At 37.4% G+C, this 21,490-nt stretch carries 22 protein-coding genes and 2 pseudogenes; 17 read left to right on the top strand and 7 right to left on the bottom strand.

Annotated elements, in window-relative coordinates; all coding sequences use genetic code 11:
- The first annotated feature begins 211 nt into the window (after window positions 1-211).
- Window positions 212-2,227 carry a BCCT family transporter gene (locus tag RT138_RS07020; RefSeq protein WP_313190109.1) on the top strand — a complete coding sequence of 672 codons (2,016 nt, stop codon included), beginning with the start codon at window positions 212-214 and terminating at the stop codon, window positions 2,225-2,227.
- Window positions 2,228-2,269: 42 nt separating this feature from the next.
- Here RT138_RS07020 and RT138_RS07015 read toward each other — a convergent pair whose 3' ends face one another.
- Entirely contained in the window at window positions 2,270-2,524 is a 255-nt protein-coding gene (locus RT138_RS07015; protein WP_312696106.1) for a hypothetical protein, read from the bottom strand.
- 495 nt (window positions 2,525-3,019) lie between these two features.
- On the bottom strand, window positions 3,020-3,217 hold the full coding sequence (locus RT138_RS07010) for a CsbD family protein (RefSeq protein WP_185211792.1): 198 nt from the start codon (window positions 3,215-3,217) through the stop codon (window positions 3,020-3,022).
- A gap of 429 nt (window positions 3,218-3,646) precedes the next feature.
- On the opposite strand from RT138_RS07010, the gene RT138_RS07005 reads away from it, so the two are divergent.
- From RT138_RS07005 to RT138_RS06970, 8 genes are read left to right on the top strand one after another with little or no spacing between them, the layout of a single operon-like run.
- A complete protein-coding gene (locus RT138_RS07005) occupies window positions 3,647-4,309 on the top strand; it encodes a MarR family winged helix-turn-helix transcriptional regulator (RefSeq protein ID WP_185211793.1) in 663 nt (220 codons plus the stop codon).
- Window positions 4,306-5,778, top strand: a complete 1,473-nt coding sequence (locus RT138_RS07000; RefSeq protein ID WP_185211794.1) for an NAD(P)/FAD-dependent oxidoreductase — start codon at window positions 4,306-4,308, stop codon at window positions 5,776-5,778. Before RT138_RS07005 ends, RT138_RS07000 begins: the two co-directional genes overlap by 4 nt.
- Before the next feature lie 4 nt (window positions 5,779-5,782).
- Window positions 5,783-6,619: a phytoene/squalene synthase family protein gene (locus RT138_RS06995; RefSeq protein WP_093095702.1), complete on the top strand. Its 837-nt coding sequence runs from the start codon at window positions 5,783-5,785 to the stop codon at window positions 6,617-6,619.
- On the top strand, window positions 6,616-7,074 hold the full coding sequence (locus RT138_RS06990; RefSeq protein ID WP_185211795.1) for a hypothetical protein: 459 nt from the start codon (window positions 6,616-6,618) through the stop codon (window positions 7,072-7,074). Before RT138_RS06995 ends, RT138_RS06990 begins: the two co-directional genes overlap by 4 nt.
- Window positions 7,075-7,077: 3 nt before the next feature.
- A complete protein-coding gene (locus RT138_RS06985; RefSeq protein WP_313190108.1) occupies window positions 7,078-7,545 on the top strand; it encodes an SRPBCC family protein in 468 nt (155 codons plus the stop codon).
- A 1-nt stretch (window position 7,546) separates the two neighbouring features.
- Entirely contained in the window at window positions 7,547-8,005 is a 459-nt protein-coding gene (locus RT138_RS06980; protein WP_185211797.1) for a sterol desaturase family protein, read from the top strand.
- The gene (locus tag RT138_RS06975) at window positions 8,002-8,703 is read left to right on the top strand and encodes a lycopene cyclase domain-containing protein (protein WP_093095708.1); all 702 of its coding nucleotides are present in this window, start codon (window positions 8,002-8,004) and stop codon (window positions 8,701-8,703) included. Before RT138_RS06980 ends, RT138_RS06975 begins: the two co-directional genes overlap by 4 nt.
- Window positions 8,684-9,250: a lipocalin family protein gene (locus RT138_RS06970; protein ID WP_312696107.1), complete on the top strand. Its 567-nt coding sequence runs from the start codon at window positions 8,684-8,686 to the stop codon at window positions 9,248-9,250. Before RT138_RS06975 ends, RT138_RS06970 begins: the two co-directional genes overlap by 20 nt.
- A 388-nt stretch (window positions 9,251-9,638) precedes the next feature.
- Here the strand turns inward: RT138_RS06970 and RT138_RS06965 are convergent, their stop codons facing one another.
- Window positions 9,639-10,001 carry a hypothetical protein gene (locus tag RT138_RS06965; RefSeq protein ID WP_185211798.1) on the bottom strand — a complete coding sequence of 121 codons (363 nt, stop codon included), beginning with the start codon at window positions 9,999-10,001 and terminating at the stop codon, window positions 9,639-9,641.
- A 179-nt stretch (window positions 10,002-10,180) separates the two neighbouring features.
- Here RT138_RS06965 and RT138_RS06960 point away from each other — a divergent pair.
- Window positions 10,181-10,297, top strand: a pseudogene (locus tag RT138_RS06960) (DUF4130 domain-containing protein); the annotation flags it as partial.
- A gap of 215 nt (window positions 10,298-10,512) precedes the next feature.
- Here RT138_RS06960 and RT138_RS06955 read toward each other — a convergent pair.
- Complete coding sequence (locus RT138_RS06955) at window positions 10,513-11,934, bottom strand: PLP-dependent aminotransferase family protein (RefSeq protein WP_185211799.1); 1,422 nt, start codon at window positions 11,932-11,934, stop codon at window positions 10,513-10,515.
- A 99-nt stretch (window positions 11,935-12,033) separates the two neighbouring features.
- Between RT138_RS06955 and RT138_RS06950 the strand changes: the two genes are divergently transcribed.
- The 6 genes from RT138_RS06950 to RT138_RS06925 all read left to right on the top strand — a co-directional run bounded on the left by RT138_RS06950 (window position 12,034) and on the right by RT138_RS06925 (window position 15,485).
- Window positions 12,034-12,534: a cupin domain-containing protein gene (locus RT138_RS06950; protein WP_185211800.1), complete on the top strand. Its 501-nt coding sequence runs from the start codon at window positions 12,034-12,036 to the stop codon at window positions 12,532-12,534.
- Between the two features lie 19 nt (window positions 12,535-12,553).
- Window positions 12,554-13,453, top strand: a complete 900-nt coding sequence (locus RT138_RS06945; protein ID WP_185211801.1) for a dihydrodipicolinate synthase family protein — start codon at window positions 12,554-12,556, stop codon at window positions 13,451-13,453.
- Window positions 13,454-13,582: 129 nt separating this feature from the next.
- A complete protein-coding gene (locus tag RT138_RS06940; RefSeq protein WP_261771996.1) occupies window positions 13,583-13,705 on the top strand; it encodes a hypothetical protein in 123 nt (40 codons plus the stop codon).
- 73 nt (window positions 13,706-13,778) lie between these two features.
- Window positions 13,779-14,105 carry a 2Fe-2S iron-sulfur cluster-binding protein gene (locus RT138_RS06935; protein WP_185211803.1) on the top strand — a complete coding sequence of 109 codons (327 nt, stop codon included), beginning with the start codon at window positions 13,779-13,781 and terminating at the stop codon, window positions 14,103-14,105.
- Window positions 14,106-14,176: 71 nt separating this feature from the next.
- Window positions 14,177-14,674: a GNAT family N-acetyltransferase gene (locus tag RT138_RS06930; protein WP_237235556.1), complete on the top strand. Its 498-nt coding sequence runs from the start codon at window positions 14,177-14,179 to the stop codon at window positions 14,672-14,674.
- 598 nt (window positions 14,675-15,272) lie between these two features.
- Entirely contained in the window at window positions 15,273-15,485 is a 213-nt protein-coding gene (locus RT138_RS06925) for a hypothetical protein (RefSeq protein ID WP_185211804.1), read from the top strand.
- A gap of 22 nt (window positions 15,486-15,507) precedes the next feature.
- Here RT138_RS06925 and RT138_RS06920 read toward each other — a convergent pair.
- Window positions 15,508-16,167 (bottom strand): annotated as a pseudogene (locus RT138_RS06920) (DUF6766 family protein).
- A 144-nt stretch (window positions 16,168-16,311) separates the two neighbouring features.
- Entirely contained in the window at window positions 16,312-17,037 is a 726-nt protein-coding gene (locus tag RT138_RS06915; protein WP_312696108.1) for a hypothetical protein, read from the bottom strand.
- A gap of 2,902 nt (window positions 17,038-19,939) precedes the next feature.
- On the opposite strand from RT138_RS06915, the gene RT138_RS06910 reads away from it, so the two are divergent.
- On the top strand, window positions 19,940-20,347 hold the full coding sequence (locus tag RT138_RS06910; protein ID WP_185211806.1) for a hypothetical protein: 408 nt from the start codon (window positions 19,940-19,942) through the stop codon (window positions 20,345-20,347).
- Window positions 20,348-21,151: 804 nt separating this feature from the next.
- Here RT138_RS06910 and RT138_RS06905 read toward each other — a convergent pair.
- Complete coding sequence (locus tag RT138_RS06905; RefSeq protein WP_185211807.1) at window positions 21,152-21,448, bottom strand: hypothetical protein; 297 nt, start codon at window positions 21,446-21,448, stop codon at window positions 21,152-21,154.
- Window positions 21,449-21,490: the final 42 nt, after the last annotated feature.

The following is a 21,490-nucleotide window of genomic DNA, read 5'->3' as shown; positions in this document are numbered from 1 at the left end:
GAAATCGAGCAATTAATGATGGTGCAATTGCGAATGCTCCTATTGTTAACTTTTCATTGGTGTCAGAAGAATTGGTACTGTTTTTTGAAAAATGGTTGATTTGCATGTTTCAAAACCTTGTCAAAATACCAATGGTGTGATCTAGAAAAAAAACAGATAATATTGCCTGAAAAGGCATAAATTTAATTTGATTAAAAAATAGAACCAGTCTATGTCAAAAACGAAAAATTTCAGATCATCCCTCAGCATGGGAGTCACCATTCCAAGCTTGATATTTATTGTAGGGGTATGTTTGGCATCAGCTATTTTCCCTGAGGCAGTGAACAAGATCCTAAATGATATTAAGGCCTTTATTTTTGTAAACCTGAATTGGGTATACGTCTGGTCGGTAACCATTTTTGTACTTTTCCTTTTATTTTTGATGGTCAGTAAATTTGGCGACATCAAACTGGGCAGGAACGACAGCTCTCCGGATTATTCATTTTTTTCATGGATATCTATGCTCTTTGCTGCAGGCATGGGAATAGGCTTGATGTATTTTAGTGTTTCAGAACCCATGCAACATTATACCAATGAGATTTTTGCCAAGAACAGTTATGTCAATGCGGCTAAAAATGCCCAACTGTATACATTTTTCCATTGGGGTATCCACGCCTGGGCAATATATGGGCTTGTCGGTCTAGCACTGTCCTATTTTGCCTATAGGTATAAACTCCCCCTATCGCTAAGAAGTTGTCTGTATCCATTATTGAAGGATAGGATCCAGGGTAATTGGGGCAATGCAATCGATGTTTTTGCCCTATGCAGTACTTTCTTTGGCATTACGACAACCCTAGGCTTTGGGGTGGTCCAGGTAAATTCAGGATTGGAGATCCTTGGTATCGTTCCTAGTACCGATTTCATCTACCAGGTTTTCATTGTCGTTATCCTGGTATCGATTTCAGTTTTTTCAGCTACTACAGGAGTTGATAAAGGGGTAAGGATCTTGAGTAACATCAATATAGGGGTGGTTATTTTGCTGATGGTTTTCGTGCTCTTTCTTGGTCCGACCGTCTATCTGATAGGGAGCTTCACGGAAGGGATTGGAAATTACATCAGTAATTTCTTCAGCCTAACGTTCAATACCCATGTTTATGAAGAAGAATCCTTGCCATGGTTCTACAATTGGACAATCCTGTACTGGGCTTGGTGGATCTCATGGTCCCCTTTTGTCGGCCTATTCATCGCCAAGATATCAAAAGGAAGAACCATTCGCGAATTTATCGCTGCGGTGCTTATCCTTCCTTCTATCTTCAATTTTATGTGGATGTCAGTGTTCGGCAATAGTGCCATATGGCTGGACAGCCATGTTGCGGAAGGTGCATTGAGCGCACTGGCAACTGATCCAGATTCCCTTATGTTCAGGTTTTTGGAATACCTGCCATTAACCAAATTGATCAGCTTTATGGTGATAGGGATCATCATGATTTTTTTTGTAACCTCGGCAGATTCAGGAATGTTCGTGATGAACAGCATCGCAACCAAGAATGCAAAGATTTCCCCTAAATGGCAGATTGCAGGATGGGGCGGGCTGTTGGCCGTTTTGGCACTATTCTTATTGAATGCCGGAGGGTTGGAGGCACTGCAGAGCATGACCCTGATCACAGCACTTCCCTTTTCGTTAATCATACTGATGATGATATTTTGCCTTGTTAAGGCCCTGTCGATCGATAAGAAGTATTACGAACAAGAGTTCTCGGTATCGACTGTTCCGTGGTCGGGGAAATTCTGGAAAGAACGGCTAAAACAAATCGTAAATGCTGACGCCCGGAGCGATGTAGATGAATTTATCAACCAAATAGCTGCTGAAGCTATCCATGAGCTACAGCAAGAATTCATGATGAATGGTGTCGAAGCTAAGGTTACCCAGGGTTCAGAACCAAAGTTCGTAGAGATCGAGATTCAGTATGACCTTGTCAACAATTTCCTCTACGGCATCAGGCGTGAATCCAGGGAAGTCCCTGAATATTTCCAGAGTGAAGAAAACCTTACGGATAGTGGGGAAGGGGGGGCCTACTTTCCTTTGGCATATTTTGGGGACGCCCGGCAGGGATATGATGTGAGATTTTTCACAAGGGAAGAACTGATCGCTGATATCCTTAAGCATTATGAAAGATTTGTGGTCATAATCTCTGAGGGAAAAAATGAAATGTTCATCAGCAGCAATGCCAATAGAAGGATCAGGTAGGAATTTCCTTTTCTTTGACCGGAAAAGGCAAACTTTTCCCAATTATCCTTGGGAGAGTTGATTATTTGACTTAGATATTTCTGTTTTCAATCGAACAGCTAGTTTTTCAATCTGCAATTTGATCATGTTTTCGGTTGCTTCTCTGACAATGTAGAGTCTTTGAACATAGATCTGCGAGGCATAAATTCCGCAAACTACATAAACATCAGTTCCTATTGGCCAGCTCTCTTCAGCATGGAGTCTAGTATCTACTTTAGTTAGGCTGATGTCATAATAGTCAAAAATACCATCCAGCATTGACTTTAGGCAAACTAAGATAAATTGATTTCTCATCATAAACTGAATTGGTTCACTGGGCGTTTTAAAAAACAAACCCAAAGCTAAAGCACTGGGCCTGATTGAAAAATGATCTTGATCAGGATAATTGATGAAATTTTACATCAAATTTCTATAATTAACAAGGGTGCCAGTAATTATTCTATTAGATGTACCATTATATCCTGTCTCTAATACCACAAAATATTTTAATCGAAAAAATACGTTAGGAATGCTCTCAAATAATTTTCCATGATGTAGTTACCCTTTGGGTTTGAGTATAGAATCTATTTTACTCTTGAAATTTTCAAGAAATCCAATTCTATAGAAAAAATGTATCCATCGAGCATCTGTCATTAGTGGCAGGATATCGATTTAAGAAATCTAGGAATATTATTAAATCTTGAACCAAATCAAGTAGTGTTAATGAAGAGAGCCTAACTGATAAGGTTAGGCTCCCAGATTCTAAACTGTTATCTATGCTTCCTTATTCAAATCGTTTAACCATGATCTTACCTCTTCACGGGTCTTGCCCGTTTTTTCCTGCAGCCTTCCATAGAGTTCATCTTCTTTTCCTTCAACATAAAGAAGATCGTCATCCGTTAAATCTGCATACTTCTGTTTAACCTTACCTTTGAGGATGTTCCATTTTCCTTTTAAATCTAAAGAATCCATATGTATTTAATTTAATATAAACAAAATAACACAGCCAATTAAATATGGTTTTCGAAAATATTAAATTAGATAAAAAAATAATGTTTATTCCACTTTGGATTACGAATAATAATAATTTTTTCAGTTTACGTTTATTCCATTTTGAAAGATGAGGGCCCTTATCATAATTTTTATAAGCACTGCAAAATCAAGAATATTATTTAAGGACAAAAAACGACGCCTGATTCGGTAACAGTGCCCAATGTTAAGGTGCAAAGCCGTATTTGGATGTGAAAAGCGTAGAAGAGGTTTGATTGGGATGGGATTAAGTAAGTTTGGAGAACAAGGATATGCAATATTCTTATTTTCAAATTTAAAATCAAAATTTAAAAAAGTATAAAATAATACTATTGTAAATAAAAATTAGTATAATTGTATAACAAAACAAAAATGAAGTACGATATTTTAAAAAGTGTTATCGATCTAGTTGAAGAATTTGAGATAGAAAATTCGTTAGAAAACAAATATCCTGATGATATCGAAGGTTTTAAAAGATGGATAAACGTCAAATATAACAGCCAGGAGATGGAGACCGAGCCTTATTGGGAAGGAAAAGAAAGTGGGCGCAGTGCAGAAAGTGTAATTAGTACCTTAATTGTCCATATGAACAGATATGCTAAAAGTTATTCCAAATCAGCCATATACGGTTCTGATTTCTCTTCGCAGGAAGACTTTATTTACCTGATTAACCTAAAGGCATTTGGTGAAATGACCAAAATGGATTTGATAAAAAAGAACGTTCACGAGAAACCTGCTGGAATGCAAATTATCAATCGTCTGATTTCTCAAGGTTGGGTCAATCAAACTGATTCTGAAATTGACAAAAGAAGTAAAGTTTTAAAAATCAGCTTCAAAGGATTGAATGTTTTAGAAAACCAAATGGACAGAATCAGGAAAGCGACCGAAATAGTTACAGGAGACTTAAACCATCCCGAAAAAATGGAGCTGATCAAATTGCTCAATAAACTCAATAAGTTCCATCAACGGATATATTACAAGAATATTGAAACAGAATATTTATTGAATGAAGCTTTAAAGGATAAAAGGCGATGAAGAAGAAAATAGCCATTATAGGGTCAGGATTCTCGGGACTATCTGCAAGTGCCTACCTGGCAAAGGCAGGTAATGATGTTCACGTGTTTGAAAAACATGATCGGCCGGGAGGTAGAGCGCGGCAGTTTTCAACCGATGATGGATATGTTTTCGATATGGGACCCAGCTGGTACTGGATGCCGGATATTATGGATAGTTTTTTTGCTGATTTCGGTTGTCACACTTCTGATTTCTTTGAGTTGATATCGTTAAACCCACAGTTTGAAGTGGTTTTTTCAGAAGGAAAAATTAGTATTCCCGAATGTCTGGAAGAGCTTAAAGTCTTGTTTGAAGGAATCGAAAAAGGAGCTGGAATGCAAGTGGAGAAATTCATGCAAGCGGCAAAGTTTAAGTATGAAGTAGGAATGCAGGATTTTATTAATAAACCCTGTCACAATTGGAGTGAATTCCTCTCTCTCAAGATAGTCAAAAGTGCGATTAAATTGGATTTGTTGACGGGCTTCAGGCCTTACGTTGCTAAATATTTTAAAAGTGAAAAGCTAAGGACCTTGATGGAATTTCCCGTAATTTTCCTGGGTGCTTCTCCAAAGGATATCCCTGCATTGTATAGTTTGATGAATTACGGTGGTTATGCTTTGGGGACCTATTATCCGATGGGCGGGTTTTATCAATTGGTTTTGGCGATGAAAAAAGTAGCCGAAAGTCAAGGTGCTAATTTCCATTTCAACAAAACCGTTGAAAGTATAAACACATGTAGCGGAAAGGTTAGCTCGTTAACCATAAATGGCAAGATCCATGAATTTGATGCTGTCATTGCTTCTTCGGATTATCATCATACAGAAACCCTATTAAGTAAAGAGAACAGAAATTATTCAGAAGAATTCTGGCAAAACAGAACCTTTGCACCCTCCAGTCTGATTTATTATTTAGGGATCGATCAAAGCATTCCCAACCTCGAACATCATACGCTTTTTTTTGAGAATGATCTTGATGAACATATCGATTCTATATATGAAGAAAAAAAATGGCCACAGAGGCCTCTCTTTTATTCCTGTTGCCCTTCCAAAACAGACAGTACTTTAGCTCCCCCGGGCAAAGAGAACTTATTCCTTCTAATGCCGTTGGCAATCGGGATTGACGATGGAGAAACTACACGTGAACTATATTTGAACAACATGCTTTCAAGGATAGAAAGGCATACAGGGATACAAGATCTACGGTCAAAGATCGAATACAAAAGAAGCTACTGTGTCAGCGATTTTATTTCGGATTATAATGCCTATGGTGGGAATGCCTATGGATTGGCTAATACGCTAGGTCAGACTGCAGTCCTGAAGCCCAAAATAAGAAACAAAAGATTGAAAAATTTATTCTACACAGGTCAATTGACGGTTCCCGGACCTGGGATCCCTCCATCCATAATTTCAGGTAGAATTGTTGCAAACGAAATAATCAAACTAAAAAAATAAAACCATGAAACAGCTGTTTGACGAACTTTCATACTCGGTTAGCAAGATAACAACCCAGAAATATAGCACTAGTTTTTCCTTGGGAATCCTGTCGCTGAAACCCTCAATTCGATCTGCAATATATGCCATATATGGGTACGTGAGATTAGCCGATGAAATCGTGGATAGTTTTCATGGATATGATAAAGAGAAGCTCTTGAGCCGGTTAAAAACAGAAACCTATGTTGCACTTCACGAGGGGATATCCCTTAATCCAATCCTTCAATCCTTTCAAGAAACGGTAAATCTTTTTAAAATAGACATAATCCTAATTGAAAAGTTTTTGCATAGTATGGAAATGGATCTGCGGAAAATAGACTACAATTCAGCGCTATATGAAGAATATATTTTTGGTTCCGCGGAAGTAGTCGGGTTGATGTGCCTGCAAGTTTTTACGGATGGCGACGCCGAAAGGTATAAAGAACTGGAACCTTATGCAATGAAATTAGGCTCCGCTTTTCAAAAAGTTAATTTTTTAAGGGATTTGAGGGATGATTATCAGGTTTTGGGAAGGACCTATTTTCCAGATATCGATATGCGCATATTTGATAATTGCGTGAAATGTCGGATTGAAAAGGAAATAGAAGAAGAGTTTAGAATTGCTTTTGTTGGAATTAAGAAACTGCCCAGCTCCGCTAGGTTCGGTGTATATTTAGCTTATAGGTACTATTTGTCATTGTTCCAAAAAATAAAAAGAAGATCCTCCAAAGAGATATTGAATAATAGGATTCGGGTTCCCAATGCCGAAAAGGCATACGTGGCGTTCAAAAGTTATGTACGATATAAAACGGCTTTTTTATGATGAATATAACTGGTTTGCTCATTAGTTCAGTATTCTTTTTAAGGATTTTTAGTCCAATTGCTGTAGAAGATGTGAGGTCTAATTACAGCAAGTTGGTATCAAACCGGGCATTGTGCGAAAGAATGATTGGAGAATTGATGGAATCTAAAAACAATTCTGCTACTCATCTGGGATATTTAGGTGGATTGCAAACTATTTGGGCAAATCATGTTTTTAGTCCCATTAGCAAACTCAAAACATTCAGAGAAGGAAAGAAAAACATCGAGAAAGCGATCAAAAAAGAACCTGAGAATGTTGAATTGAGGTTTATCAGGCTTTCTGTCCAAAAAAATGCTCCATCCTTTTTAGGGTACAAATCAAACATAAATGAGGATTCCGCTTTTATTAAGGAAAACAGTCTCCAAATTAGGTCGCAGATTCTTCTTAAGATGATAGGGACACTTTTAAAAGATTAATTTATGAGAAATCGGCTATACAGAGAGCAACAATTGAATTGTGACGTCGAAGAAGCCTGGCGTTTTTTCTCTTCTCCCAAGAACCTTTCCAAGATTACGCCTAAAGGTATTGGTTTTACAGTGCTGTCGGAATATGTCGCTGAGGAGATTGCTGAGGGTACGATCATCGATTATATCGTTTCTCCGTTACTTAGAATCCCTTTGAAGTGGAGGACAAGAATCACCCATGTTGAACACAATGAATGTTTTATTGATTTACAGGAGAAAGGACCTTATAAGTACTGGAGGCATCTTCATGAATTCGTCCCCAATAAAGATGGGGTCTTGATGAAGGATACGGTAGATTACGAACTGCCTTTCGGCCTGGTAGGACAGATTGCACATTTGCTGTTAGTGAAAAGGAAATTGACGGATATTTTCGATTTCCGGCGCGACATCATAGAAAAACTAATTAACCCAATTAACAACTGATATGGCTTTTTTAATCGTAATGATCACATTTACATTGATGGAAGGGGCAACCTGGATTATCCACAAATATGTCATGCACGGTTTCCTTTGGTTCCTGCACAGAGACCATCACGACCACAGCAGTGAGGGCGCTTTTGAAAAGAACGACTACTTTTTCGTAATATTTTCCATACCAACGATTGCTTTGATGTATTTCGGGTCGGTAGAAAATTTCAATTACCTGTTCCATATCGGTTTAGGCATTTTGCTGTACGGAATGGCTTATTTTTTTGTGCACGATATTTTTATCCATCAAAGGGTAAAATTTCTGTCCCAGACCCAAAATCCCTATTTTTTGGCACTCCGCAGGGCACACAAGCAACATCACAGGCATATCGGGAAAGAAGACGGTGAATGTTTTGGATTTCTTTTCGTTCCATTCAAATATTTTAAAATGTACTTTAACTCTGGAAAAAAATGATGGCTTATACCTATTCCGCAATATTGTTCTTTACGGTCATCATATGTTTCATTGCCTCATACGATAAACGAATTTATTTTAATCGTCATTTTGGGGAGTTTTTAAAATCTGCAATTATTGTTGCCATTCCTTTCATCGCTTGGGATATATGGTTTACGGCAAAAGGTGTTTGGTGGTTCAATACCGATTATACGCTCGGAATAGTACTGGCTGGGTTACCGATCGAGGAATGGCTTTTTTTTATCTGTATTCCGTTTTCATGTATATTTACCTATTTCTGTTTCGAGAAGTTCTTTAGGTTGGGATGGCTATCTGGGTTTAATAACCTGATTGTTTTTATCAGTGTGGTAATCTGTTCGGTTATGGCATTGTTGCATTATGATAAAATATACACACTTATCACGGCAATCGCTACCCTAACAACCTTAATCTACCTGCATTTTATTGTTCGGGCAGAATGGATTGGAAAAGCATCGCTAGTATTTACGGTTTTGATGTTGGGTTTCCTTCCAGTAAACGGCGTACTGACAGGAACAGGATTGGAATCGCCCATAGTGAACTACAACCCCCGGGACTTTCTTGGGGTACGCATATTAACTATACCAATTGAGGATGCCGTCTATGGATATACGCAATTCCTTTTGGTTCTCTATTTTTTTAAATTATTTAAAAAAAGAAATGATGGTCATAAAAAATAGGATTTTGGTAATCGCATTTTCTGTGGTTCTGTTTACGTTTCTAAATTCCTGTTCATCCATTCCCAAAGGTGCTGAAGCGGTAAAAAACTTTGAAATGGGTCGATACCTGGGAACTTGGTATGAAATTGCCCGGTTTGATTTCAGTTTTGAAAAGGATCTGGACAATGTTTCCGCTCAATACAGCTTGAACGATGATGGCTCTGTTAAGGTATTGAACAGCGGTTACAACTACAAGAAGGGGAAATGGAAAAAAGCCATTGGTTTAGCAAAATTTAGCGATAATATGCATATTGCTGAATTAAAAGTAAGTTTCTTCGGCCCTTTTTATTCGGGATACAACGTCATTGCATTGGACGAAAATTATCGATATGCGCTGGTTGCTGGAAAAAGTTTGAAATATTTATGGATTTTATCAAGGACAAAAGATATACCCGAAGGGATTAAAAAAAGCTTTCTAGACAGTGCGCAAAGGATTGGTTATGACACCTCTAAACTGATTTGGGTAAAGCACGATAGGACCGATAACCCATTCCTAAATGAGAAATAAATTTTATAGGGATGGCTAAATTTCTGTATGTCTAAATCTTTTGAACCTTAAGGACTTATTTAAAATTCAATTCAAAATATAAAAATTTACATTTTTAAAAAAAAATGTTTCAATTGCAAAAATTATATAAAAATAATAGTTCTTGTACAAAGATCTAAAGTTTAATCATTTTCGTGTAATTAATAGTGACCATGATTTTTAGTTGTTCCTAAATAAGTCTATCAAAAATTCCAACGTCAAATTTGTCCAGGAAATAGCTTCAAAGCTATTTGTTATTGGGATATTGGAATCTAATATTGATTTAAATCGGTCCCAAACCTTAGGGGCAATATCTGATGTCTCGTTAAAATAATGATCGGTTGAAACGAAATCAAGTTTGTTAAGGATTTTAGCAATATATGGTCTTCCCAATGATGATCCTTGGAGAACATAATGTTACACATAATGCCTGTTGTTCAGAATGTAGATTCGGGAGGATTTTCATTTCCTTCAACTCAGGTAAATCCAATTTTAAGGCGACAAAATCATTCTCAATTTGTTTTAAACCTAAGAAGAAAGGATAGTGCTCCGTAAATTGTTGTACATGTGAATTCGTAAAGCGATGTATCTCTTTGTTAAACACATAGAAGTTTTTTAATAGATCCGTGTAATCTTTTTCAGAATTCATATTTCGGATATAATTAATAACCAATGCTTCGGAAATGTGATGGAATTTTTTAGTTTCTTGCTTTAAATAATCGGAAATTTTCATTAAATAAATTTAATAATATATGTCCTGTCTTTAATCAAAATAAGGTTGGAATTCAATAGTTATTTGGGAGGGAGCATCAGTTTTACACAAGTTCCGGTTCCAATTTTACTTTTAATGGTGATATCAATTCCTAATTTATCACCTATTGAATTGGATCTTGACCCAATAGAACGGAATTTCAACATTTATGGAAAACCTACTTTAAGAGTACGAATATTGAAGAAAGGAAAAACATCAAATTACACCTGAGACATGTACCCAAAAGATATTGGAAATATTTAGTGGAAAAGCAATAATTGCGCATTTCCATGCCTAGGTATTTCAACTTCTTTTCAGGTTACTTATCGATAATTTGCCACCAAAAGCTTGTAATGAACAAAACCTAGATTTGTGGCTTGTATTGGTTCATTTTTCAAATATGTAAAGGTTAAAACATTTTTTGAAATCAAGCCCGGGCGCATATCAAGAAGTACCGTGAATTGGAGTTTTGTATGTCGACAGCTTCCACTTGTTATAGGATTTCTTGTAGGGCAATTATGCCCTCTTCCAGCTCTTTTTCAGAAAGTGAACCATAGCCCAACCTGATACCATATATGGTCTCATTGAAGCTATAGGTATCGGGACTGATGATCTTGATTCCCTTGCTATTAAGTTTTTTGGGAATTTGGGACCAATCCACGGGCTTATTGGGTACAATCCAGAAAGCCAAACCACCTTCGGGAACTGAATAAGTTGCTCTGTCCTGCATGTATTTTGTGAGCAAACCGGCCATAAAATCCCTTTTGGCTTTGTAGTGGTGAGACGCTTTTTTGATATGGCGTTTTATGGTGCCATCCTTGATAAGTTGCAGAATTGCCTGTTCCATAATACTGTCTCCTTGAACATCAATAATCTTTCGCAAACTACTTACCCTCTCCATCAGGGCTTCGTCATGGGTTACTAAATAACCTATGCGAAGGGCAGGCGCAACCACCTTGCTCATGCTGCCTATATATACATAATTTTTCAGTTCGCCGAAACTTGACAAAGGCAATACAGGGCGGTAACCAAAATGGAACTCGTTATCATAATCATCCTCGATAATCGTAAAACCGTATGCGTTGGAAAGCTGTATCAATTCCAACCTTCTCTTCAGACTCAATGTCACAGTGGTCGGATATTGATGGTGCGGGGTAACGTAAATTGCCCTTACCTTTTTACCCGATTTCAGATAGGCAATAACCTCTTCGATCAGCAAGCCGTCCTTGTCTACGCCTACCGGCAACAATGTTGCACCTGCATTCTCAAAGGCGGACCAAGCAGGCTTATATCCTGGGTTTTCAACGATTACATAATCATTTTCTGTAAACAGATATTGAGCTGTCAGATACATCGCCATTTGACTGCCTCGGGTGATACAGATATTATGATGATCGACCTGCATGCCTCTCTGGTGATTGAGCATTTGCACTATGGATTTTCGAAATTCCAGATCACCTAATTCATTGCCATATCCCATCATTTGCCAACGTGCTTTTTGGTTGAAGATCTGGCGGTAAGCCCTTGCCAATTCTGTGATGGGAGCAATTTTACTGTCTGGGCTTCCATCATCAAACTGCAAATGATAATGTTTGTTTATGGCATTTTTTGCATTAAGAGTACCACGTTTGCTTTTTTTGCCTCCCATAAAATCGGGCAAGGTATCGGCCACAAAGGTACCCTGTCTCTCTTTGGGAGTTAACCAGCCTTCCATGATCAGTACGTCCAATGCTTCTACAACGGTATTCCTATTGACCTTCAAGAGCTGTGCAAGTTTTCTGCTTCCGGGCAGCGCCTCGCTTGGCATTAACCTGCCGGATTGGATATCATTTATAATGGCATCGGCTATCTGCAGATAGATGGCTTTATCTGATTTTCCATCTAATAGTATTTCAAATTTCCAACCTCTCAGCATCTGGACTATCTAATTATATAAAAACTGTATCATTTTAATGGTCCAAATGTACGATACTTTTGTATAGCAATATTGCAATAAACAATAAATAATTTAATTATGTCAAAATTAGAAACTGCCACAGAAGTAAAAAAATCGATCCACGCAGAACAGAAACAGTTCAGCTCAAAGGATTTCCATCAGACCTTTGCAAGACCATCCTTTGTTAGAACCTCACACGTCATCCACAAAAATGTTGAAAATGCAGGTATCCACAATCAGTTTTCGGAAGAAAGAAAGCACCCAGTTTTCTTTGTGGACCTGCCAAGCAAAAACGTAAGCATGACCATAGGTGGCCTGTTGCCAGGACAAAAAACTCACAAACACCGCCATACATACGAAACCATTTTGTATGTGCTTGAGGGAAAAGGATCAACGCTTGTAGAAGATGAAATCGTAGAATGGCAAGCAGGGGATGCAGTTTACATTCCATCTTGGGCTTGGCACCAGCACCACAACCTAAGCGAAGTCGAGGCTGCAAAATACATCGCTTGTGAGAATGCCCCGCAACTTCAAAACCTAGGTGTGGCATTACGTGAAGAAGAGGGAAGAGATTTTTAACCTTAAATTGAGATAAGAAATGAATGAAGTACCATTTAAAGGTGTAATTGCATATCCGGTTACACCATTCGACAACAACGAGAATATTGATATCCCACTATTCAGAAAACAAGTGGAACGCTTGATTAGGGTAGGTTCTCACGGCATTGCGCCATTGGGAAGTACGGGTGTCATGCCTTACCTCAGCGATGATGAAAAAGAGTCTTTGACCGAAACCTGCTTACGACAGGTAGCCGGCAGAGTACCAACATTGGTCGGTGTTTCAAACCTTACCACGGAGAAAACTGTTTACCATGCGCAATTTGCCGAAAAAGCCGGTGCCACGGCCGTAATGGTTATCCCTATGAGTTATTGGAAATTGAGCGATGATGAAATTGCAAAACACTATGACACTGTTGCGTCTAAGATTTCCATTCCGATTATGGCCTATAATAACCCTGCCACCAGTGGCGTGGATATGTCCCCAGCACTTTTGAAGCGTTTGTTAGAAATCCCAAATGTTACGATGATTAAGGAAAGTTCAGGCGATATTCTACGTATGCATTCTTTAAGAAAAGAATTAGGCGATGGAGTGGCTTTTTTCAACGGTTCCAATCCCTTGACATTATCCGCTTTTGCAGCAGGTGCAAGAGGATGGTGTACGGCTGCGCCGAATCTGATACCAGAACTCAATCTAGCTCTTTATGATGCCATACAGGAAAATGATCTTGAAAAAGCTCAGCAGGTATTCTACAAACAGGTTGACCTATTGAAATTCATTGTTGCCAAAGGTTTGCCACGTTCCATCCAGGCAGGTCTAGATCTATTGGGAGTTGGCGGAGGGGGATTCAAAAGCCCATTGCAACCCCTTGATACAGATGAAGTAGCAGAACTGGACAGGATACTTTCAACAATAGACAATGAAGTATACCAATATTAAATGTCATATAATCAAAGTAAAATGGAAAAAGCAATTTTTTATCACGCAGGTTGCCCTGTATGCATAAGCGCAGAACAGGACATTTTGACCCTCATACCCGAAGGTCAGGTTATGGTAATCCATTTGGGTATGGAAAGATCTAAAGTAGACGAAGCGGCGGCATCAGGTGTAAAATCTGTTCCAGCTTTAGTTCTCCCCAATGGGAATGTATTACATATTAACTTTGGGGCTTCCATAGAAGAGCTAAGGTAATAACTATCTATAGCCCGAAGATGTGAATTTTTCGGGCCTATAGATCATTGTCCACAGCTAAATGATATACCATATGAATCCACATTCAAAAAACAACCATCCAGATGCTAAGACATCGGACAAGGTTAAAGTAACTGTGACCATCAATGGCACCACATACCAAATCCCATGGAATAAGCAGATGCCTTTGCTGTCTGCCATGCTGCATGCTGGGATTGACGCACCGTATTCTTGTGGCAGCGGAAGATGTGGCAGCTGTACTTGTAAATTGGAGAAAGGGGAGGTACGTTTAATGAGAAATTCTGTTCTGTCTGAAACCCACATACAACAAGGCCTGATCTTGGCCTGTGTAGCAATGCCCATAAGTACGAGGATAAAGATAAATTATGACGAGTTCTAATCGTACTAAAACAACTGTACGGTTACCACTTGTTGGCCTGGACTACCTAATTATCCATAAACTGTACCGTCATGATAAAACGGAGATCGGATACTTTTGAGCAAATATTTAATCTTAACAAAATGGAGATCAACATCAGGAAAGTAGGTCTGGAAGATTTGGACGCTACAGCAGAGTTATTCAATCGCTATCGGGTCTTCTACCGACAGCAAGACGATTATGAAAAGTGCAAAAAGTTCATTCAAGACCGGATGGAAAACGATCAATCCCACATTTTTGTGGTTTATGCCGATGGCACTGCAGTTGGGTTTGTCCAGTTGTACAAACTTTACCATTACATCAAATTGGCCAAGCAATGGCTATTGAGCGATTTGTTTGTTCATCCCGACTACAGAGGCAAGGGCTTTTCGGTAGCGCTGATAGATAAAGCTAAGCAATGGTGCGATGAAACCGGTGCTTGCGGATTGATGCTTGAAACCGAAAAGACAAATGATATAGGCAACAGATTATATCCACGTTGCGGATTTGAATATGATGCCAACCACAACTATTATTATTGGTGGAAATAAGAGTAGGGGCAAACTTGATCGTTTGCCCTATACAAAAATTGCTACGTTGGTTGGACAAGGCGAAACCTTACCTTTTACGCATGCTCTAGTCCATTGCTGACCATTCTTTGGAGGATATATACCTTTACGAGCAGCAAAATATAAAATAATACAAAAATTGAGATGCAAAAAGGAGAAATTTACGGTAGTTATGTAGGTCGCTTTGATCATTTCATCCCAAAAAGGTGAGCATTATGAAATTGAAACTAAAGGGGATGGGGGTAGATCAAATAACCATTACCTTGGCAATTGATCAAGTAGCCAACATTTTGGAGAGGACCTTGCAGGAAGAGGAAGAAAACGACCAATCTTAATAGATATTGCAGAATCCCATATAAATGCACAGGCATAAAAGGAAGATTAAGGAGCGAAAAAACACAAAAATTGGTTCATTTTTCACGTTATATGTAAACGTCCATTCATGCGAATGGATGTTTACTTTATAAAAAGATTTTGATTTATTAATTTTTTAAAAACAATTCCTCAACATAATGGGTTTGGTTTATGACATTTTTTATTAATACAGATTCTTGTTGTTTTGTCAGATTCAAAACATTTTATGGAAACTCCATTGCCTTTAAAGGATTTAATATTATTCAGGTTATATACTGGTAAACCAATCTTAGAATTGGAAATTTTTGAAAATTTTAAAGAGGATCTAACATTTCTTCTGGAGGAGAAAATGATCGTTCCATTAAATAAATATATACAATTTGATTATCCTTATGACTTTGAGCTTACCGAAAGGGGTTTAAAGCATCTTTTTAGGTAATCTATGTTTGAAACCATAAAGTCTATTTTCCTGTTTTCCAATGTGGACTGTCAACTGGTTTGGATTCTGGTGAGCCTTTTTGACGAAGAAAAATTGTTAATATAACTATTGAAGCAACCGATAGAAATTCGCTTTGCCAATTCTGAAAAGTTTCGAACCAAAAAGTGGGTTCAGACAAATATTCACTTATCGATATGGAGGGCTTACCTTCCAGTGCATTCTCCTCCATTTTCCCCTTATAACTGCCGAATAAATGTAATCCCCAAGATGCTATAAAAAGAATCAAAAACGCAATAGAAAGTGAGTGTTTGTATATTAAGAGTCTCCATCCGCCACTTTTCACTGGCGCTGGAGCGCCTGGTCTGTAAATGGGTTCCCGATCCACCTCTTCTTTTTTGTCTATTTCCTTTGATTCAGCTGATCCAACTTGGCGAAGGAAAATAGTAAGTATAACATAAAGCGCCATCTGAAGGAATTCGCTTTGAAAATTTTCAAATGTCGCTGATATAAAATGGCCAGAAAATAAATAATCACCAAATAAAAGTTCCTTCCCATGTTTTTGTTATTCACTAACACTTTCCTTCCAACCAAAGTAAATCTGACCAATCAGGGCCAACAAGAACAAAGAAATAAACACGATTGATAATGAATTCCTGTAAAAAAAACTTCTATTTGCTTTCATTTACATTATTAGATATATATAAGGAACATTTAGATCAATAATTGGTTTAGGCAACTTTTATTTTTTGATAAGCTGGCTGGTTAATGGTATAAAAAAATCCCCTCGGATAGGGAGGGGATTAAAACTCAACAAATATATTCAACATTAGATTTTATTAAGATAAAGCTTGAATTTCCCTTTTACTACATCAAATCCCTCGTCTTCCGCAAACGATGGAATCGTGAATTCAAAAGTGCCTTCAATATCCTCAGCTCCATTTTCTTTCTTTGTTATTTTGGTAAAATAGACCTTACCATCACCAAAAATGTATTGAGAATAATCTAAGTATGGATTATATCTAATAAATGAAAGGTTCTCCCTTTCATTAATTGATATATAATCGTCCATTTTATTAATTATCTGTTTCCCTGGGAGTGATCTGATAACATACTCATGGTTCAGAAGGATCTCCTTACCGACAGGAATCTTTACAAAGATAGTATGTATGGGAGATTCTTTTGAACCTTTCTTTTTCAAGGAAGCATGTAATGTAATATACCTAACTCCATTTGCATATTGGGGCAGGTTATGATAATTATAATCAAATTTTGGCCCACTGCGATAGTTCAAGTCAAATGCCCTTCCTTGTTGAATAAAGGTTTCTCCATTATAAGATATTTCGACATACCTATCATCTGGCAGGGGATTTCCTTCTTTGTCGCAGCTATTGAAAAAAATGGTTGATAGTAATAATAGAAAAAGTGTAAAGGTGGTGAATGCTTTATTTTTCATTTTAGATCTGGTTTCTGGATGAAACGAAACCTTAATCTTGAATGCTACATAGGAAAACTGTTTTTTTTGAATTACAATAATAAAAATTTCTATTCCCATTAAAGAAAGGTGAGAAACAAAAAAAACTCGGTGTAGAGGGTTATATTTCTGTATTGTCTTTGATTCAATGATTTTTTGTCATCCACTTTATCAACATAGACCGGAAGGCTAATTTTCTTAATTGATATTAGGAATCAATTTTATCTAAAGATTCAAACTGTAGGAAATAAAAACAGGCCCACTATGTCGAAGAAACGAAGGCTCCGGATAAAGGTGCGTTATTCGTCAACAAAATAGGTTGGCCTTTGGGTTAGTCCTGATCGCTTGGTGGTCCCTTGGTATCGGAATGAAGGGGTCAAGGTCAGGGGGAAATGGTCTAAAGTGACGTTATCCACACACATGTTCATCAGAAGTCTCCAATCAGGTGGGCGCGACCGTCAAGGGAAGATTGGCAGAAAAGAGCTCTATGCGCCACGATTATGAGGATGAGATCTATACCGACCGAATATCTCACATCTTACTACATCCTGGACAGGTTGGATTAAATCTGGAAGAAATTGACCTCTAAGTGGCAGAAAGGATTCTTGAACAATAATATCATACTTACAACACAAGGCTGATCAAAGGCATAAACGATGCATTTGTTTCCTAGGGATGGTTCAACGATTTTGTGCATTGGCACAGGTAGCTGACAGCTACGGCAGGCATCCAGTTATTAGAGCATCTCTAGCCGCTAATTTTCGGTACTGTAGGAGGCAGCAAGGCTCGGTCTGCCGGATTATGGGTAGCTCTGGAATATGATTGGATCAGGAAGATTACCAGAACGGTGAGGGAGGGTGTCATAGATGGCAAATTATATCTAATGGCTTATTATGGCGATGTTTTCATAAATATTAGATTAGCTGGTGTTGGCAAAAATTCCTTTACTGCACGATCAAGCAACCATTGCCCTTAATATTGACCTGAGAGGTATTCCAGTGTATAAATTGCTCTGAATGAGGCCGATTTGATCCATCTAAGTAACAGTCAATTTATTGTTGACATGTCTTTCTTGGTAGGGTAAAATGGCTTCAATCCCGTTGTCCTTTCTCTAGCCACATCTCCGGTTATAAAAATTTCAGCACGCCTGGCAAAGTCTCAAATGTTTTCCGGGTGGTCACTTCAAACGTACCAACTAAAGCTTTCCTGTTCACCTGGTATTTTTCCGACAAATGACCGTGTATAAAGCGACCCATATGTTAAGGACGTCATTTGACTTCATCGGATTGATCGGGACAAGAATTGGTTTGGTCATTAAATGGGGAGCAAGTATTTTGATAAGGTATAAAAAAGCCCCTCAACTATGAGTGGTTGAGGGGTGCACTTATTAACCGAGTAACGACATGCGTGGTGCCGTTAACGCAATAAAGGTAATAAATTAAAATTACCAAGCACCTATTTTGGAAGGGGCTGATATAAAAATATGATGGTGCGGGAACATGAAACAAAAAGCCCAGCATCATAAGTCACTGGGCATATCGCTAATTGTTTGGATTCTTAAAAATCCGCCCCAAAATAATAAAATATTATAAAAAGTCCAACATATAGACTGCTGGGCTCGGAATACGAAATCCTTCTAATTGGGATAGAATGGTGTAATGAAGTTACAAATTAAAAACAAAAGCCCAGTAACAGGAATTACTGGGCTACCTAAATTAAACCTTATGAAGGGTTTGCATGCCTGAAGATTAAAGATAGGGATTAAATATAAGAAACCCAACGGCATCCTGCCGCTGGGTTAAAAATCACGCCCCGGGAAGTACCCGGAATGGGCAAAAATAACAAAAATAAATATGGTTCAGAGTATAGATAAAGACAAAAAACCCAATGGATTTCCCCTATCCATTGGGCATGTCTTATCAATAAACTATCTATGATTGATTTAAAGTTAAGCAAAAGATCTTAAAAATAATAAACCCAATAACGAATTCGTCATTGGGTATACTATCTATGAAAACATCCTACTTTGGGGAAGTAGAATATAAGTTCTTAAATATAGAGAATAAAAAATAAAAAGCCCAATACCTACTATCTATTGGGCTAAATAGTTATAATTTATAAAGCTGAGGAAATAAATATAAAATTAATTAGTGGAAAAATGAAATCAGGTGAAAAGGAAATAAAATAAAAAGGAAGGAGAGAATTAATGATCTGCTACGAATAATGGGGGCCAATCCAGATCTGATAGAAACATAAGAGTTCTATTTTCCAACTGCATTGAAAGACTTCAAAGTTCGCGGTTTCTGGGGATTGGCAAAGATTATTCACTAACCTTCCTCTTAGCAGTGAGGAAGCGTGTTAAAGGCGGAACGAACGTACTACAGGACAGGTTCAATAAAACAGCTAATTACACAAGAATGGTGAATTAACGTTGCGAAATGACAATTGCCCAAATGGAGAAGGTCCAATTATGAATGGCAATAATTTAGGGTAAAATGTTTTACAAGTTTAACTACTAAAAAGATACAGCAATTATAAACCATGATAGGAACGGCATGGATAAATAGAAGGGATAAAATCACTAGAAAAGTTTTTCTCACGAGGAACCAGTAAGGTTAACCAGCTTTTTTTTAAGAAAATACCAATTGTAAAATAAAGCAGCGAATGTTAGAAAACTACTGCAGCATTGAACGAGAATTACCACTCTAATCCATGAAATTCCAATACACGCAAAATATCCCCGGACAAATGACCTGTCCGGGGAAAGATACTATCCCAATTAAAAACCGATTATTGGGATTATTTAGCTATTTATGCATTTTACTTAACAACCAATATAAGAAAAGGTTTTTAAATAGTTTACTTTTATGGTGGTTCTCTGGACTTAGGTGGAGGCCATGTAAATCTCAGGCATATAAAATACCTAAGATTGGGTATATCCCGATTTAGGAACTTTTTCTAAATTCGTCCCAAAACCAATTTTATGAAATTAATTAGAATCACCTGCATGGTTGTTTTTACAGTATTGATAGCCATGTTTTTCTCCTGTGAACCAGAGGACAATGAATCCGATATCGAGCCAGCTGCAAGAGCAAATGGAAGATATATCCATACCCAAACGGGACTTATTATAGATATGCATTATGATATTGGTTTAAAATGGGGCTATGTGGAAATAGACGAGGTCGGCACTGCATTTCCTCCTGGCGCAAAGGGATTTCATGTTGTTGCAGACGTTAAATATATGGGGGAGAATCTATGGCAAGGTGAAAACTTCATGTATGTTCCGGGAAGGAATCCCGAATGGAGTTCCAATGGATTTGTTAGAATTTGGAGAGAAAAAGGAAATGGTTTGAGGATCGGTACTCAATTTTATGATAAATTGGAATAAAAATTAGAAAGACGTGGTAAGTTATATCCTACAATAAAAAGTAGATTTTTTATTTTAATTAGTTGCAATAATATGAATGATTTTGAAAAATCGTAGTTATAGCATGCTTCAAAGGGCATAGAATACTCCCAGTGGAGTGTTCTCTAATTAAGACGGCTAAGTTCAATGTGTGAGGTATATGTTAAGGGATGCGGTACGGCTCTATGCTAAATGGTTGGATATAGGCAATAAATGAAGCCAGTAAATACTTGTTAAGCTGAAAGGATACCAAGGGAACTCAAAACAAAAATCTAATATTAGATTAGGATACAAGAAATCTTTTTGGATTGTAGTAGTTCACAAGAAACTTTCACTGTTTCTTGTGAACTACTACTTTTATGAGATGCCTTAATTGAAAAGTCAATAAGAGACCAAATATGTAATTTTTCATTTTCTCTAATTCTGGGATCTCCAAATCTCTGCTGGATATTCTTTAGGGCTTAACACAAATTCCTGTTTGATTTTCTTTCGTTATTTCCTGTACGACAGGGCTTAATCTGTACATAATCCAAATTAACTTATTTTTTGCAAAAATATATTCTCCCCCACATTTAAGATCATCTAAATCAACATTGTATTTTAAATCTCCTTTATATTCCTGAATTAGTAAAGAAGGTTCATTTTCTTAACCTCCTCTACTATGATTCCCTATGAAGTATTGCATAATTGAGAAAATAAGGAAAGGGAAAAGAGAAGTAACACAATAGTGAAATCGATTTTCATTACTTCGAAAATTTGGTTTTACAAATCATTAAATAAAAGAGCCTAACGATATGATTGACTTTTTGGTACCTTAACATTCTTAATCGACTCAATAATTGGTTCGATATATATAAGATCCTGATCATTACGGGTGTCCAATTTAAATGCAACCTTCTCCGGTATATAAGTTAATCTGTTCTCATCAATATCCAAAATAACTGCAAGCCTCATTCTAGTTTCACTTACACTAAATGTTTCACCATTGATGACAAATGTTTCCATTTCGTTAAATGTTTCATCTTTCTTACATGAACTTAAGCCTAGCAAAAGCAACATGAGTAAATACATGAGTTTTTTCATAAATTATGGTTTAAAACCAGTTAAGACCTTAAAATTAGAAAT

The sequence above is a fragment of the Sphingobacterium sp. genome (assembly GCF_032065005.1).
Lineage (GTDB): Bacteria > Bacteroidota > Bacteroidia > Sphingobacteriales > Sphingobacteriaceae > Sphingobacterium.
The sequence above is the reverse complement of the archived record's forward strand: the minus strand, read 5'-3'. Positions and strand labels throughout refer to the sequence as shown.